Origin of the sequence: Caldicoprobacter sp. (assembly GCF_047459465.1) — a bacterium.
Lineage (GTDB): Bacteria > Bacillota > Clostridia > Caldicoprobacterales > Caldicoprobacteraceae > Caldicoprobacter.
Window position 1 is genome coordinate 1 of sequence record NZ_VSCO01000024.1, and the last position, 16723, is coordinate 16723.

15 protein-coding genes are annotated in these 16723 nt (G+C 47.3%); 5 read left to right on the forward strand and 10 right to left on the reverse strand.

Translation table 11 applies throughout. The features are described 5' to 3' along the window. Positions 1-29 precede the first annotated feature (29 nt). Entirely contained in the window at positions 30-548 is a 519-nt protein-coding gene (gene ruvC / locus FWJ59_RS02870; protein WP_414480485.1) for a crossover junction endodeoxyribonuclease RuvC, read from the reverse strand. A 260-nt stretch (positions 549-808) separates the two neighbouring features. Between ruvC and FWJ59_RS02875 the strand changes: the two genes are divergently transcribed. Further along, positions 809-2029, forward strand: a complete 1221-nt coding sequence (locus FWJ59_RS02875; RefSeq protein ID WP_414480486.1) for an argininosuccinate synthase — start codon at positions 809-811, stop codon at positions 2027-2029. Continuing rightward, positions 2026-3405: an argininosuccinate lyase gene (gene argH / locus FWJ59_RS02880; RefSeq protein WP_414480487.1), complete on the forward strand. Its 1380-nt coding sequence runs from the start codon at positions 2026-2028 to the stop codon at positions 3403-3405. Before FWJ59_RS02875 ends, argH begins: the two co-directional genes overlap by 4 nt. Before the next feature lie 32 nt (positions 3406-3437). Here argH and FWJ59_RS02885 read toward each other — a convergent pair whose 3' ends face one another. The 4 genes from FWJ59_RS02885 to FWJ59_RS02900 all read right to left on the reverse strand — a co-directional run bounded on the left by FWJ59_RS02885 (position 3438) and on the right by FWJ59_RS02900 (position 7322). Next, positions 3438-4685: a glutamate-5-semialdehyde dehydrogenase gene (locus FWJ59_RS02885; protein WP_414480488.1), complete on the reverse strand. Its 1248-nt coding sequence runs from the start codon at positions 4683-4685 to the stop codon at positions 3438-3440. Beyond that, positions 4609-5523 carry a glutamate 5-kinase gene (gene proB, locus FWJ59_RS02890; RefSeq protein WP_414480499.1) on the reverse strand — a complete coding sequence of 305 codons (915 nt, stop codon included), beginning with the start codon at positions 5521-5523 and terminating at the stop codon, positions 4609-4611. The genes FWJ59_RS02885 and proB overlap by 77 nt, the downstream gene beginning before the upstream one ends. 293 nt (positions 5524-5816) lie before the next feature. Then, positions 5817-6416, reverse strand: a complete 600-nt coding sequence (locus FWJ59_RS02895; protein ID WP_414480489.1) for a hypothetical protein — start codon at positions 6414-6416, stop codon at positions 5817-5819. A 183-nt stretch (positions 6417-6599) separates the two neighbouring features. Continuing rightward, positions 6600-7322, reverse strand: coding sequence for a YebC/PmpR family DNA-binding transcriptional regulator (locus FWJ59_RS02900; protein WP_414480490.1), 723 nt, complete (start codon positions 7320-7322; stop codon positions 6600-6602). Between the two features lie 283 nt (positions 7323-7605). On the opposite strand from FWJ59_RS02900, the gene FWJ59_RS02905 reads away from it, so the two are divergent. The 3 genes from FWJ59_RS02905 to FWJ59_RS02915 are packed head-to-tail and all read left to right on the forward strand — an operon-like array spanning position 7606 to position 10699. Then, positions 7606-7911, forward strand: coding sequence for a hypothetical protein (locus FWJ59_RS02905; RefSeq protein WP_414480491.1), 306 nt, complete (start codon positions 7606-7608; stop codon positions 7909-7911). Then, positions 7908-10001 carry a ribonucleoside triphosphate reductase gene (locus tag FWJ59_RS02910; RefSeq protein ID WP_414480492.1) on the forward strand — a complete coding sequence of 698 codons (2094 nt, stop codon included), beginning with the start codon at positions 7908-7910 and terminating at the stop codon, positions 9999-10001. The genes FWJ59_RS02905 and FWJ59_RS02910 overlap by 4 nt, the downstream gene beginning before the upstream one ends. After that, the gene (locus tag FWJ59_RS02915; RefSeq protein WP_414480493.1) at positions 9998-10699 is read left to right on the forward strand and encodes an anaerobic ribonucleoside-triphosphate reductase activating protein; all 702 of its coding nucleotides are present in this window, start codon (positions 9998-10000) and stop codon (positions 10697-10699) included. Before FWJ59_RS02910 ends, FWJ59_RS02915 begins: the two co-directional genes overlap by 4 nt. A 275-nt stretch (positions 10700-10974) precedes the next feature. Here FWJ59_RS02915 and FWJ59_RS02920 read toward each other — a convergent pair whose 3' ends face one another. From FWJ59_RS02920 to FWJ59_RS02940, 5 genes are all read right to left on the reverse strand, one after another. Next, complete coding sequence (locus tag FWJ59_RS02920) at positions 10975-13017, reverse strand: sodium-translocating pyrophosphatase (protein ID WP_414480494.1); 2043 nt, start codon at positions 13015-13017, stop codon at positions 10975-10977. Between the two features lie 135 nt (positions 13018-13152). Next, the gene (locus FWJ59_RS02925) at positions 13153-13299 is read right to left on the reverse strand and encodes an OadG-related small transporter subunit (RefSeq protein ID WP_414480495.1); all 147 of its coding nucleotides are present in this window, start codon (positions 13297-13299) and stop codon (positions 13153-13155) included. An 18-nt stretch (positions 13300-13317) separates the two neighbouring features. Next, positions 13318-14457, reverse strand: a complete 1140-nt coding sequence (locus tag FWJ59_RS02930) for a sodium ion-translocating decarboxylase subunit beta (RefSeq protein WP_414480496.1) — start codon at positions 14455-14457, stop codon at positions 13318-13320. 400 nt (positions 14458-14857) lie between these two features. After that, positions 14858-15718 (reverse strand): CBS domain-containing protein, encoded by an 861-nt coding sequence (locus FWJ59_RS02935; protein WP_414480497.1) that lies wholly within the window; start codon positions 15716-15718, stop codon positions 14858-14860. Then, on the reverse strand, positions 15715-16065 hold the full coding sequence (locus FWJ59_RS02940; RefSeq protein WP_414480498.1) for a hypothetical protein: 351 nt from the start codon (positions 16063-16065) through the stop codon (positions 15715-15717). Before FWJ59_RS02940 ends, FWJ59_RS02935 begins: the two co-directional genes overlap by 4 nt. Positions 16066-16723: the final 658 nt, after the last annotated feature.

The window sequence follows — 16723 nt, forward strand, 5'->3', positions numbered from 1 at the left end:
TCATCTTAAAGGCATGCATTTCACAAAACTTAATTCGATTCCTCCGTCCAAAAGCCAGCCCTTTTCATCCTGTCGTTGAGGCCCACCGAGTGAATATGGCATATGGATACAGCCAGGGCATCAGCGGCATCATCCGGCCTGGGTATAGATGGCAGGTTGAGCAGTATGCGCACCATCTGCTGTACCTGCTGCTTGGTGGCCCTGCCGTAGCCGGCCACCGCCTGTTTGACCTGCAGCGGAGTATACTCATACACCTCAAGCCCCTTAAGGGCAGCGGCCAATACGGCTACCCCTCTTGCATGGCCTATGGCAAGGGCTGTCTTGACGTTTTTGTTGAAAAACAGCTCCTCCACGGCTACAGCTTGAGGGGCATAGCGATCTATGAGCTGACATACCGCATCAAAAATGGCTACCAGCCGATGGGGCGTGTCCATATCGGAGGGCGTGTTGATAACTCCATAATCTATGACCTTCAAGGAATGTCCATCCTCCTTGACCAGCCCGTAGCCCAAGATGGCCATCCCCGGATCTATTCCCAGTACCAGCATAAACCCACTCCAAAATGTATTTATAGCGTACCATTGCCCCGCTTTATCAAAGGCGCTATAGTAATATTATGACTTTTTGAGCGCTGTGTCAACCACAACCGACCGGTTGGCAAACTCTCGTTGTATAAACTATAAATTAAAAAATAAAAATTCAAATGGCTCTGAAAATATACATCAACGAGTTGTTGTATGATAGTAGTTGTATAAATATTCGAATTGGTGTATAATTATTGAAAACAGACAAACGGAGGTTGAATCACATGGCTGAAAAGCAAAAAGTAGTACTGGCCTACTCAGGAGGGCTGGATACATCCATAATAATTCCGTGGCTCAAAGAGAATTTTGATTACGAAGTAATAGCCATGGTAGGGGATGTAGGACAGGGTGAAGAGCTGGAACCCTTAAAGGAAAAGGCCATCAAGAGCGGCGCCAGTAAGGTCTATATAGAGGACCTAAAAAAGGAATTCGTGGAAGACTTCATATTCCCCACCTTGAAAGCAGGGGCAATATATGAAGGCAAGTACCTGCTGGGCACATCTTTTGCACGGCCGCTCATCGCCAAGCGCCTGGTAGAGATAGCTGAAAAGGAGGGCGCTGTGGCGGTAGCCCATGGGGCCACCGGCAAGGGCAACGACCAGGTGAGATTTGAATTGACCGTTAAAGCACTAAATCCACGCCTTAAGATTATAGCACCCTGGCGAATGTGGGATATAAAATCGAGGGAAGATGCGATAGATTACGCCCTTGCAAGAAACATCCCAGTACCGGTCACCAAAGAGCATCCTTACAGCATGGACCGGAATCTGTGGCACCTCAGCCATGAGGGTGGCGACCTGGAAGACCCGCGGAACGAACCAGGGGATCACGTCTATCTCATATGCACCCCTCCCCATAAGGCTCCCGATCAGCCCGAATATGTAGAGATAGAATTTGAAAAGGGCATCCCAGTACAGCTCAACGGAAACTGCTACGACGGGGTGGAGCTTATACAGAGGTTGAACGAAATAGGGGCAAGGCACGGAATCGGAATAATAGACATAGTGGAAAATCGCCTGGTAGGCATAAAATCCAGAGGGGTGTATGAGACCCCCGGCGGGACAATACTCTATACCGCCCACCAAATACTCGAGAGCATTACTTTGGACCGGGATACACTGCATTACAAACAGCATGTGGCCATCAAGTTTGCAGAGCTGGTATACGACGGTAAGTGGTATACGCCTCTCAGAAAAGCGCTATCGGCTTTTGTGGACAGCACCCAGGAAAATGTAACCGGGTGCGTGCGGCTCAAGCTGTATAAAGGAAACTGCATACCTGCAGGAGTTGAATCGCCATACTCCCTGTATGACAAAGAGCTGGCCACCTTTGGAGAGGACAGCGTATACAACCAGAAAGACGCAGAAGGCTTTATCAACTTGTTCGGTCTTCCCCTCAAGGTGCAGGCCCTTTTAAGGGAGAAGAGGAAGGAGCTTGATTTATGAAACCATGGGGTGGACGCTTTGAGAAAGAGACCAGCAAGGAGGTAGACGAATTTCACTCCTCCATCCACTTTGACCACCGCCTGTACAAGCAGGATATACTGGGCAGCATAGCCCACGCCACAATGCTAGGCAAGCAGGGAATCATACTCCCTGAGGAAGCAAAAGCCATTTGCGATGGGCTGAAACAGATACTGAAGGACATCGAAGAAGGCAGGGTTACCTTCAGCGTCGCCAGCGAAGACATACACATGAACATAGAATCGCTACTCATAGACAGGATAGGGGACGTTGGCAAAAAGCTGCACACGGCCAGGAGCCGCAACGACCAGGTAGCGCTGGACATCAGGATGTATACCAAAGAAGCCATTGACGAGATAATAAAGCTTCTCCTGGCGCTTGAAGAGCAGCTACTCAACTTGGCGAATAGGCATAAGGAGACCATCATGCCGGGCTATACCCACCTACAAAAAGCTCAACCGGTTACCCTGGGGCACCACTTGATGGCATACTTTGAGATGTTCCGGCGTGATGTAGAACGGCTAAAAGACGCATTGAAAAGAACGGATGTCATGCCTCTGGGTTCGGGAGCCCTAGCCGGGACCACCTATCCGCTGGACAGGGATTACGTAGCGCAACAGCTAGGCTTTTCTGCAATATCCCGCAACAGCATGGATGCCGTGGCCGACAGGGATTTCGTGCTGGAATTTTTAAGCTGTGCATCCATAATAATGATGCACTTGAGCCGATTTTGCGAAGAGCTCATACTGTGGTCCACTGATGAATTCAAGTTTATCGAGATGGATGACTCCTACAGCACCGGAAGCAGCATAATGCCCCAAAAGAAAAATCCCGACGTGGCGGAGCTGATACGCGGAAAGACCGGCAGGGTATACGGCGATTTGATGGCATTGCTTACCACCATGAAGGGACTTCCGCTGGCCTACAACAAGGACATGCAGGAAGACAAAGAACCCCTCTTCGATGCCGTAGACACCGTCAAAAGTTGCCTTTCGGTGTTTACCGACATGCTCAAGACCTTAAAGGTGTACCCTGAGAACATGCTTAAACAAGCTGCAAGGGGGTTCATCAACGCCACCGATGCGGCTGACTATCTGGTAAACAAGGGTGTTCCGTTCCGCGATGCCCATCATATAGTAGGAAGGATAGTGCTTTACTGCATACAAAACGGCAAAGTGCTGGAGGAACTGACGTTGGAAGAATACCAGCAGTTTTCCGATAAGTTTGACAGCCATATCTATGATGCCATATCGCTCAAAAACTGCGTAAACCGCAGAAATATTCCGGGTGGTCCCGCACCTGCCGCTGTTTCACAGGCCATTGAAGAAGCTCGCCAATGGCTTGAAGGACAAAAATAAAGGGGCGCAAACAAGCGCCCTTTTTTCATTTATTATTCCCTTATCTGTCCGTTGCCGTATATTACATACTTAACGGTGGTAAGCTCTTTAAGCCCCATGGGGCCCCGGGCATGTAGCTTTTGTGTGCTTATACCTATTTCGGCCCCAAAGCCAAACTCGAATCCATCGGTAAAGCGCGTTGACGCATTGACATAAACAGCAGCAGCATCCACCTCATCCAAAAATTTTTGAGCCTTAAAATAATTGGAGGTGACGATGGCCTCCGAGTGGCCTGTACCGTGCTGCTGTATATGGCATATGGCCTCGTCGATTCCATTCACCACCTTAACAGCCAGTATATAGTCCAGATATTCGGTATCCCAGTCCTCTGGAGTAGCAGGTACAGCATCGGAAACAATTTTTAGGGTCTCTTCACATCCGCGAATCTCAACGCCCTTCTCCCGCAAGGCTTTGACCACCTTGGGCAAAAACTCATTGGCGATACTCTTATCCACAAGCAGCGTTTCGGCTGCGTTGCAAACTCCTGGCCTTTGCGTTTTAGCATTTACCACGATCTTCACCGCCATATCCTGATCGCACTCGCCGTCCACATATACGTGGCAGTTGCCCACTCCCGTTTGGATGACGGGCACTGTAGCTTCCTCCACCACCGCTTTTATAAGCCCGGCACCGCCTCTGGGTATGAGCACATCTACCAATCCGTTTAAACGCATGAGCTGCCGCGCGCTGTCCCGATCGGTATTCTCGATGAGCTGAATTGCCCCCTCTGGAATGCCAGCTTCATAAGCCGCCTGAGCCAAGACTCTTACGATGGCCTTGTTGGATTGGATGGCCTCTGAACCTCCGCGCAGTATCACCGCATTGCCGGCCTTAAGGCACAATCCGGCTGCGTCTGCCGTCACGTTGGGCCTGGACTCATATATGATTCCTATAACGCCTAACGGCACCCTGCGCTGTCCAATGACCAAGCCGTTTGGCCGCCGCCACATGGCTACCGTCTCCCCCACCGGATCAGGAAGCGATTTCACGACCCTGATTCCATCGGCCATATCCTTTATGCGCTTTTGGTTGAGGGTCAGGCGATCAATGAAAGCCTTGGGTTTGCCGTTTTGTATGGCTGCTTCCACATCGGATTTGTTGGCCTGGATGATAAAATCGCTTTGATCCTCAAGGGCCTGAGCCATCATCTCCAGTGCCCTGTCTTTAACGCTGGACGATAGCTTGGCCAGCTGTATAGCAGCCGCCCTCGCCTTTTTGGCTTTCTCCAGCACCTCGCTCATCTTTATCCTCCTCTCCGTTGGGGACAAAGATGGTCCCCACAGGCTCTCCATTTAGGATCCTGCAAATGTTATAGGGGTTGTCGCCGTTGGCGATGACCATGGGTATGCCATGGCTATTGCATATCTTAGCAGCAGCCAGTTTTGTTACCATCCCACCGGTGCCGAAGCTGTTGTCGGTACCCTGGCAGTTCTCCTCGATCTGGCGGGTTACGCCGTAAACAACGGGAATAAGCTTTGCATCGGGATGATGCTTTGGATTTTTGTCATACAATCCGTCTATATCCGAAAGCAGTATCAATAGATCTGCCTTCACCAGCACCGCCACCACTGCCGACAGCGTATCGTTGTCTCCGAACTCGATTTCCTCAGTAGCCACCGTATCGTTTTCGTTGACTATAGGAATGCTTCCATACCTGAACAGGGTATTAAAGGTATTGATGGCATTGAGCTTCCTTTTCTCGTCCTCTATTACATCCTTGGTAAGCAGGATCTGGGAAGCTATCTGGCCGTACTCGCTAAATAGCCTGGAATACACGTGCATCAAATTGACCTGGCCTATCGCAGCCAAAGCCTGCTTCTCGGGAAGCGACTCGGGCTTCTTTGTAAACCCCATTCTGGAACACCCTACCCCTATGGCACCAGAGGTGACCAGCACCACATTTTTATTCTCGTTTTTCAGGTCAGACAAAGCACGGACCAGCTTTTCCACTATCAATAGATTTATGGTGCCGTTGTGATGGGTAATGGTGGATGTTCCCACCTTTACCACTACAGTTTTAGCATTTTTTATCTTCTGGATAATGTCCTTTACATCCTCCGACTTTGCTTTATCGCTCATCCCGCCTGTTTCCGTGATTATTGCGCCATCATTCTTTTCATCTATAACATCCCCCATATGGCTACCCCTCTTTACAAATTAATGTGGTTTTGCTTCTCGATAAAACAAAAAGCCTACCTGACGTCGAAGTATATACTGAAGTATATACTTAAGCAACAAAAATGAACACAACTTGCACCACAGCAATTGACGGAGCTGAAAGCTAGCAGCTAAGAATGGAATTTGCAATATACCAATCGCTTACAAGAATATTATCAATAGCAGCAGGCTATTCTCGCTATACGACACAAGCCTCAGCTGTCCCAGCTCTCCATCAGCAATTCCAACTGCTCTAGAGAATCCACCACCCATCCTTCCCTTATGCGCTCTTGAACGTCAGCACCCAAAAACGCAATGTCGATGTCGGTTTGGTATATAAGATAGACGTCCTGGCCATCTTCACGAGGACGGTATAGGGCCACGCTACCATCCTTCTCCCCTATGATATAATGATTGGTGCAGTAACCATCGACCTTCTCGCACAGCCACACAATTGATGGAGAGAACTCCTTAATATCCCACGAAGAATACATCTCCTCAACCTGTTCTTGTGAAAGCCCAGCTTCTTGTGCTGTCGCGTACCTATAAGTTATGGAACTATGTCCACAAGCATTATATACCCTCTCAAAGATAAAGGTAGTCTCCCGGGAGGTAATGTGAGGCAGTTCGACGGCTGCTAAAGGTTCAAAAGAATCTGAGAGGCTACCTGCCTTGTTTATCTGTACCTTATCGTTGCCAATGCGCTCTTCATCCTGAAACATCTCCGTCAGAAGGGTATAAGAATACCCCATTACCATCCCTAGTATCATCAATGCCACCATGCCCACAAAACCGCTTTTCCGTCCCATATACACTATAATCCCTCCAAAATATGGATTTGGATTATAGTGTTCCCATTTTTTGCATACGTTATACATGGGCCATGTAGAATTGGGGCCATGGTGGCAACGCTGCTCAAAGCCGCTGAGCTTTATCAGCTCCATGGCTTTTCATTAAGACATTAAGAACATAGCAATTACACATATGACCATCCATCATTACATTTTCAGGTTGGTAAATACGTTTTGCACGTCATCATGATCTTCCAGCTTTTCGATGAGATTCATAATCTTCCTGCTAGCTTCCTCGTCCACCTCAACGTAGTTCTGTGGAATCATAGCTATCTCAGCGGTCACAAATGAATAGCCAGCCTTTTCCAGTTGCTCCCTTACATTGGAGAATTCCTCTGGAGCTGTGATGATTTCAAACACGTCCCCTTCTCCGGATATATCCTCGGCACCGGCCTCCAAAGCTTCCAGCATGAGCTTCTCTTCGTCTACGTTGTCGCTCTTCTCTATGACCAGCAGCCCCTTTCGGTCAAACATCCAGGCCACACATCCAGCAGCTCCAAGGTTCCCTCCGTGGCGCTCAAACAGGTGGCGGATGTCGCTGGCCGTCCTGTTCCTGTTGTCCGTCAAGGCCTCAACGATTATGGCCACGCCACTGGGACCATAACCTTCATAAATGACCTCCTCGTAGTTTACCGGCTCCAATTCGCCGGCAGCCTTTTTAATGAGCCTCATGATATTCTCATTAGGCATGTTGGCCGCTTTGGCTTTGGCAATGGCATCCCTCAGCCTCGGGTTTGTTTCAGGATTGCTTCCTCCCTCCCTGACGGCCACGGAGATTTCCCTGCCAAGCTTGGTAAACAGCTTGCCCTTTTGAGCATCGGTCTTTTCCTTTTTATGCTTAATGTTTGCCCATTTCGAATGTCCAGCCATAACATGTAACCTCCTGAACTGAGGCTTATTTTTCTTTCCTATAATAACATAAGTTTATCAAACTGTGAAGAGGTGGCTTTTTTAATAGCTTTAATATGCCCTATCTCTTAACAGCTGGCCTATGCTGTCCATGTTGTCCGTCAAACGGCATGCAACATATCAACGGCTTATCCCACCCCACCCAGAAATGCTTTCCCGATCTAGGCATCTCGCCTTTCCAGTTTGACAAATTTACCCTGGCCCATAAATGGAATAAGCCAATGATAATTATGGATAGGGACCAATGAAAATTCAAGCTATCTTTAAAAAAAGCAAATTTACCCAAGCTATACACAGCTACAACCACAAAATACCTTTAAACCACCTTCAGCGGCTATATACACAACTGGTTGTATATGTTAAAATTAAAACACCAATATATAGTATTTTGTTAAAACTTCTAAACGGTCGCAAAGAAGGCTCAGAAAGCGCAAACAAAAGAGTTTCCAGCCAAAGCCATTCAATAGTATCCATCGCAGAAAAATTGGCTGATGGGTTTAGCGCCTATCAAAAATTCATTTATGTGTTGAAAGGAGATCGGGTATCATGATAACGCAAATTCGGAAACGAGATGGAAGAATTGAAAAATTTCAGCCAGAAAAGATTACCTGGGCAATATTCAAAGCGGCCATGGCGTGTGGAGGCGACGACTTTAACCGTGCCCAAGAGCTGTGCCGCCAGGTAGTTGACATGGCTAATCTCAAGCTGGGCCACAAGATCCCCGGCGTGGAGGAAATACAGGATATCGTGGAAAAGGTACTCATTGAAAACGGTCACGCCCAAACAGCAAAAGCCTACATATTATACCGTGAAAAAAGGAAAAACGCCAGAAATCTAGATGCTTTGATCGGCGCTACCATAGAGATGTTTTCAAATTATCTTGGCGATAAGGATTGGCAGATAAAAGAAAACGCAAACACCCATAAAAGCGTAAATGGGCTTAACAACTACGTGCGTGAGGTGTTTACCAAAAACTACTGGTTGCACCAAATCTACCCTCAAGAAGTTAGGGAAGCACACGAAAGCGGCGATTGCCATATCCACGATCTGGGCTTTTTCGGGCCATACTGCGCCGGGTGGGACCTCCGTCAACTACTGCTAGAGGGATTCGGTGGAGTACCGGGCAAGGTTGAAAGCAAGCCCGCCAAACATCTTCGCTCATTTTTGGGACAGATCGTAAACTCCACCTTTACCACCCAAGGTGAGACCGCGGGAGCTCAAGCCTGGTCCAGCATCGACACCTATTGCGCTCCTTTCATCCGCTACGACAAGATGACTTACAGCCAGGTACGGCAGTGCATCCAGGAGTTCATATTCAACATCAACGTACCCACGCGAGTTGGTTTTCAGTGTCCCTTTTCCAATTTGACCTTCGACATAAAAGTTCCTTCCACACTGCGGGATCAGCCCGTCATAATAGGCGGCCAAATGATGAACGAAACCTACGGCGAATTTCAGGAAGAAATGGATATGTTCAATCGCGCCTTCTGCGACGTTATGCTGGAAGGCGACGCAAAGGGCAGGGTATTTACCTTTCCTATCCCTACTATAAATATAACCCCCGATTTTGATTGGGACAGCCCGGTGGTTGAAGACTTCATGAAGATCACCTGCAAGTATGGCATACCCTACTTTGCTAATTACATAAATTCCGATCTGTCCCCCGAAGATGCGGTATCCATGTGCTGCCGTTTGAGGCTGGATGTAACCGAACTCAGGAAGCGCGGCGGTGGCCTTTTCGGCAGCAACCCCATGACCGGTTCCATTGGGGTAGTAACCATCAATCTTCCCAGAATAGGGTATCTGTCCTCATCCCAACGCGAATTCAAGGCCAGGCTGTGGAAGCAGGTTCAGATTGCCAAAACCGCCCTTGAAATCAAGAGAAAGGTCATCGAACAGCAGTCTGAAAACGGCCTTTACCCCTACTCTGCCCATTACCTCCGACATATAAAACAGCGCACAGGGCAATACTGGTACAACCATTTCAGCACCATCGGCATTGTAGGCATGAACGAGGCACTGCTCAATTTCATGGGCAAGGACATCACCACTTCGGAAGGTCAGGCCTTTGCCATAGAGATAATGCATTACCTGCGTGACCTGCTCGTAGAGCTGCAAAAGGAAACCGGACATTTCTATAACCTGGAAGCTACGCCAGCTGAAGCTACTGCCTACCGCTTGGCCAGGCTGGACAAGAGCAGATATCCCGACATCATAACCGCAGGAGACCATATGACGCCCTACTACACCAACTCCACCCAGCTACCAGTGGGCTATACCGATGACATCTTTGAGGTGGTGGCCCTGCAGGACGAGCTGCAATCGCTGTATACCGGGGGAACAGTGCTGCACCTTTACCTGGGCGAACAAATAGAGGATACCGCTGTAGCCAAAAAGCTCATCCAAAAGATCTTTACCCAATCCAAAATACCCTATATATCCATAACCCCTACTTTCAGCATATGCAACCGGCATGGGTATATAAAAGGAGAACATTTTAAATGCCCTCAGTGTGGAGCTGAGACAGAGGTATGGTCAAGGGTGACGGGCTATTTAAGGCCGGTGCAGAACTACAACCCGGGCAAAAAGCGTGAGTATTACGATCGCAAGAAATTCAGGATAAGGGAAGAGGCATTATGAGAATAGCTGGTATGCAGAAAAACTCATTGGTGGATTATCCGGGCAACATCGCTGCAGTGTTGTTCACCGCCGGCTGCAACATGAACTGCTACTTCTGTCACAACCGCCACATCATCGACCCAAATTGCATCGATGAGGCATATGACACAAATGAGGTAATAGGATTTCTAAAAATCCGCCGTTCCTTTCTTGACGGCGCGGTAATAAGCGGCGGTGAACCCACCCTTCAGCCTGATCTTGAGGAATTCATCATAGAGATAAAAAGTTTAGGATATCTGGTAAAGCTGGATACCAACGGCACCAATCCTCTTATACTTAAAAAGCTGATAGAAAAGGATTTGGTGGATTATGTCGCCATGGACATAAAGGCTCCGTTTGACAAATACAGCGAAATCTGCGGAACCGAGGTGGACATCACCGCCATCAAGGAAAGCATAGAAATCATAATGAATTCGGGGTGCGACTACGAATTCCGTACCACCTTCGTGCCCGATCTGAATAAAAATGATATACTGCAGATCGTCGGCGTAATAAGGGATGCTAAGCGATACGTGCTACAGCAGTTCAGAATGCCGCAAAAACAGAAGGGGATGGAGGATTTACGGCTTTACCGCACCCCCCATCCCCCTCATGTTTTCACCGAAACGATATCAGAAATAGCTCCGTTGGTGAGGTCATGCTTTATCCGCGGAGTATAACGATCCACATCGCAAAACCTATCCCCTCTGTTGGTACATCCGGCAATGACCACTGCAGCACACTATGCCCTGCTCCACAGAGGTAAAAGCCATACCACATCTTTTGCAGTAGGAGCATCCATGAGCTCTTTACCAACTCATTTTATCACATTAAGCACATAGCGCATTGCTCATGGCGCACCGATCAATTAGGTACAAAAAATCCCGCCCATCATTGATATGAGCGGGATTTCGCTGCATTTTGGCCAAACTACTGGCTCAAGTCACCTTCTGTCTTATCGGAACAGAGATAGCGTTATAAACAGGTTAGCGGCCAAGGAGGATATCAGGGAAACCACGGTTATCTGCGTGTTGAGCGATGGCCCTGCGGTGTCCTTAAATGGGTCACCAACAGTATCGCCGATAACGGCAGCTTTGTGGGCATCCGAACCTTTACCGCCGTAAACCCCTGTCTCGATGTATTTCTTGGAGTTATCCCATAGGCCGCCGGCATTGGCCATCAACAGTGCTAGGAACAGGCCCGACACTATGTTTCCGGTTAGATACCCACCGATGGCATTGACTCCCCCGACAAAGCCTACTACCAGGGTTACCACGATAGCCATCAAACCTGCAGGAATCAGCTCTTTTATGGCACCGATAGTGGCTATATCAATGCACCTTTCATACTCGGGTCTTACGCCCTTTTTGCCCTCTTTAAGGCCGGGTATGGTTTCAAACTGGCGATGGATTTCAGCCACCATGCGCTCAGCATTTCGATCGACACCAAGCATCAACATGGCGGCAAATACGGCTGGTACCGCCAGACCTACCATTATACCAAAGAATACGAGGGGATCCATTATATTAAAGCTTACATTCATATCTGGCACTATGCTCATTACCGTCTCCCTATAAGCTCCAAGCAATGCTATAACGGTAAGCCCTGCCGCACCGATGGCAAACCCTTTTGTTATGGCCTTGGCGGTATTGCCAGCAGCATCCAACTCGTCGCTGACGACTAGAGCATCCTCTCCCATATTGGCCATCTCAACCAAGCCGCGGGCATTGTCTACAATCGGTCCAAAGGCGTCGTTTGAGATGATCATTCCTACAATGGATAACATGCCTATTGCGGCCATGCTTATACCAAACATGGCATAGGTTGCTCCCAGGGGTTCGCACAGCTTGTAGGATACTAGAGCCGAAAAGCCAATACCCAACAGCGCCGGGAAGCAGCTCACCAGCCCATAGGAAAAACCGCTGAGGATGGTGAAAGCCGGCCCTATGGTGGATGCCTTAGCCACCTTCTCAACGGGCTTCTTGTTGTCCCCCGTGAAGTAGTCGGAGGTAATACCGATGATAACGGCAACTATAAGCCCTACCATTGTAGCTCCCCAGATGCGCAAATCATACTTGAATACCAATGAAACCACAAGCGTCAATACCGCAAACAACACGGTGGTGATATAAGTTCCCGTATTCAAAGCCCTACCCGGATCTTTGTGCTTGCCCATGCTTATAAACAGCACGCCCAATATAGAGGCCAACAAACCTAAAGTAGAATAGCAGAACACTAAGTGCTCCTGACCGAGCGACAAACCTACAACCATAGCAGCCGCGATGGAAGCTATGTTGGAGTCAAACAGGTCAGCACCCATACCGGCTACGTCGCCGACGTTGTCTCCTACGTTATCTGCTATTACCGCTGGATTTCTCGGGTCATCCTCAGGGATTCCCAGCTCAACTTTACCTACCAGGTCAGCACTCACGTCAGCGGTTTTGGTGTAGATTCCGCCACCCGCCTTAGCAAAGAGGGCCAACGTACTTGCACCAAAGCTGAAACTCAATACCGTATTGGCATCTTTGGTGAGCAGATACAGGACAGATGCTCCAAACAAGCTGCAGCCCACCACGGCCATGCCCATAACTGCACCGCCTTTGAAGGCTACTCCAAAAGCAGGAGCTATGCCTTTCTTGGAAGCCACAGCCGATTTTAGATTGGCAATGGTAGCGATGTCCATCCCAATCCTACCTGCTGCCGCCGAAAGCGAAGCACCAAATAGGAAAGCGAGAGCCATTCTAAAATTGGTCCAGAAGTTGCTCTTCCATATGGGATGGGGCAGGAATAGCAGAATCAAGACCGCCACCACCGATGCAAATACAGCCAGTACCTTATACTCCCGACGAAGGAAAGCACTGGCTCCATTCCTTATAAGCTGCGCAATCTCTTCTGCCTCTTTACTGCCGCCGGGTTGTCGTTTTACCCATTGGTACAGGTATCCTGCAAGACAAAAGGATGCAATTGACACTACGATAGCTGCGTAAACCCAAAACACCTTCCATTCTCCTCTCTTCTTTAAATTTTCAAAAGTTTAAGCCGCACGGGACTTCCGCTTGCAAAACGCGGCTGCTTCAACCCCTTAAGCAAACCGCACATTTACAAACGCAAGCCTTGCAGCAAATTTGTCTCTTTAAGCATCGTGGTTTTTAAAAGCATTCATCAATATCTTCACCATCAGGTAGAAAAGGGCTAAAGTACCATAAACGCCCGCTAACCCTACTACCATGAGAAAGAGGGATTTGGTAAGCTCAGATGCGTGTGCAATGTTTTCAAACATACCTTCACTCCTCCCAGCTTAACCCGCCAAAAGCGGTACCAGCGCTAATATCATGCCCCCTGCGATTATGGAGCCCAGCTGGCCAGCCACGTTAGCACTCACCGCATGCATGAGTATAAAATTCGAAGGGTCTTCCTTCTGCGCCATCTTTTGAATAACCCTTGCGGACATGGGGAACGCCGATATGCCAGCAGCTCCTACCATGGGGTTAACCTTCTTCTTAAGGAAGAGGTTTAAGAATTTTGCAAACAACACTCCGCCCGCAGTATCGAATATGAAAGCCACCAGTCCACCTAAAATGATGATAAGGGTGGTGGGTTGCCAAAAGTCTTCGGCCACCATGGTGGAACCAATGGTGATTCCAAGCAATATGGTTACGATATTTGCAAGCTCGTTTTGAGCCGCCTTTGAAAGCCTCTCCATCACTCCCGATTCCCTAATCAGGTTACCGAACATCAAGAGGCCCACCAGAGGCACGCTTATAGGCGCTATGATGCCCGCAATAACCGTGACAAATATGGGGAACAAAATCTTGACGGACTTTGGTACGTATACATCCTTATATTCCATCCTGATCATGCGTTCCTCTTTTGTGGTCAAAAGCTTGATAACGGGCGGTTGAACGAGGGGAACAAGAGACATGTAAGAATATGCGGCCACCGTTATAGGCCCTAAATATTTCTGCGCAAACTTGCTAGCAACAAATATGGCAGTGGGACCATCGGCAGCTCCTATAATCCCTATGGCCGAAGCAACCTTCAAATCGTCAGCTCCAAGCAGCAGCGCAATGACCGTCGTGGCAAATATCCCGAACTGAGCTGCAGCGCCAAAGAACAGCATCTTGGGATTGGCAAGAAGAGGGGTAAAATCGATCATGGCCCCAACGGCAATAAAGATCAAAACCGGGAAAAGCTCGGTCGCAATGCCGGCATCAAACAATATCCTGAGCACCCCCGGCATGCCTTCATATTCCAGCACCGCTGAAAGCGGCAGGTTGACCAGTATGGTACTAAAGCCTATGGGCAACAGCAACATAGGCTCGTATTCCTTCTTGATTGCCAAATAGATTAATAGACCGCCTATAGCTAGCATCCCCATATGTTTAAGTATATACATGATTATCTGGTGTGTATTCATATCAGCAAACAGCTTATCCATAATCTACCTCCGTAAATCAAACAATATTGTAAATTTTTGGTATATATTAACCTCAAAAATAAGACCTTCTTAAAATGCTCAGCAGAAAATATCTATGCCTTTCGGCAGATTCACAGACCCCTATCGCCTCCCTTCAGCTCATACATCACCATTGTTAAAATCAGCAAATCCTAGAAATTGTAAAAGATTTTACTTCTATAAATAGAAAAAACTGACGGATATGCCCATCAGTATAAACACAAACGGTATATGAAACTTAACACTACCCCCTCTTCCGCCGCATATCCTGGTCCCTTTCCGAAATCACTAGTCCAATTATATCATATTGTTGAATAAATGCAATATACTTTTTGAGGGGTTTTTTTAACGCACTTTGCAAAAATTTTAAGCATTCAAGATTTCACTTTTTGCTAGGTATGAAACCATCGGCAACCACCAAGGACACCTTGTTCCTTTTAGCGCGCGTAGATGCTAGGCTGGCAAGATTGATAAGGTTTTCTATATCGTCTACATAATCCACAGAAAAGCGGCTTTTTTCCCGTCTGCCTCCTGAAATGCCGGCAGAAGCCGTAATATTTACTTTGATGCTGTAGTCATGCTGCGATATGGCATCCAAAAGCTCCTTGGCCAATTCCATGCATTTATCTCTTTTATAAGGAGTTAAAACGACAAACTCGTCACCGCCGTATCGGCATAAAAAACAATCGGCGGGTACTTTAGCTTTAAGCAAATCGCTTACTTCTTTAAGTATCAGATCCCCAAATATATGGCCATATTCTTTATCGATGATGCCAAAGCCATCAATATCTATAAATATCAGCGACACTTCCTTGCCGCTTTTAAGGAGCTTAACCCCTTCATAGATTATATAATCCTTCTTGTTTAGCTGAGTAAGCATATCAAAATGCTTGGCAATTTCAAAATAGAGCTTTGTCTTGGTAATCAAGCCTATAAGCTGCCCTTTCTCCACTACCAGCAACCTTTCTATACAATATTTATCCATTTTTTCCTTTGCTTCCCATAATGAAGCCGTAGGCTCGACATAAATTGGCGGCGCAGTCATAACATCAGCCACCAACCGGTTAGGATTGGAGGAGATAATATCCCACGTGGTTATGATGCCCACCAAACGCCCATTCTCCATCACCGGCAAACATCCAATCCTCTTCCGAGCCATTATTTGCCGGGCATTATCAACGCTGTCCATCGATTCAATTGTAATAAGGTCTTTTTCCATTATGGAGGACACCGTCGTAATCATAGCTCAACGGTTTTGCTAACACACAACACAATACTAAGCTGAACCTTAAAAATGGTTGTTTCGTTAGCCACCTTCCCTCCTTCTTCTAATATAATGGAAATAAGGCGATCCCGGGGCACCATTCGCATAAGGGCTTTTCGAATGACCAGCGCTTCTATAGTAGGGTGTTGCACCTTTATAACCTCGTATTTGTTAGGAGATATAATATCCACCATCCTCTTGGCGGCCTCAAAACCAAGAGGCGCCTTGCGACCTATTATAAGCGCATCTTGCATCGGGGGCATTTCAAATTCAGATAATCTCAAGGTTATTTCCGTCTTTGTAGAACTGACCGATGAAGCAACCATAGTTGATACTCCTTCCCAATAAGAGACGCCCTACAGCTTTAATTTAGGACTTAATTACCATGTTAGTAGAACTGCTTTACTAGTGTTATTGTAATATATTTCTATGAATAATACAAGGAAAAAATGAGTATTGGTGTATTTACCTGCTATTTATGGCCTATTTTGCATGGGCAAATTTTCCTACAAAATACGACAAAATAATACTAAAGTTCTATTGTATTTGGGCCTACAAGGATTTAAAATAGACACGTAACAACAAAAACTCTATATTCAGTTACTGGCTCTTAGAAGGAGTGCAAATGATGACATTCTTATGTGGCTTAAAAAAGCTGTTGAGCAGACATAAAAAATTTGCTCCTCCGAATGAGTATAGATTAACGCCTAAAGAGCGTGAAAGCGTAATAGTATTTTTCTCCATTTTAATATGTTGCCTCCTGGTGGTGCTAATCCTTAAAATGATATACTAAGCACGCCATTATGACCCCCAAAAAACGGAAAGGACATAAATGTCCTTTCCGTTTTTCATTATATAAGGCTACTCCTCCTGCTCGCCTTCATTGGAGTACAAGCCTTCATTGGAGTACAAACGCGGATTGAAAGCCCGGGCCTTATCGCGTATATCTTCCATCTGTGGCGGGAACAGCGGAAGTCGGAAGAA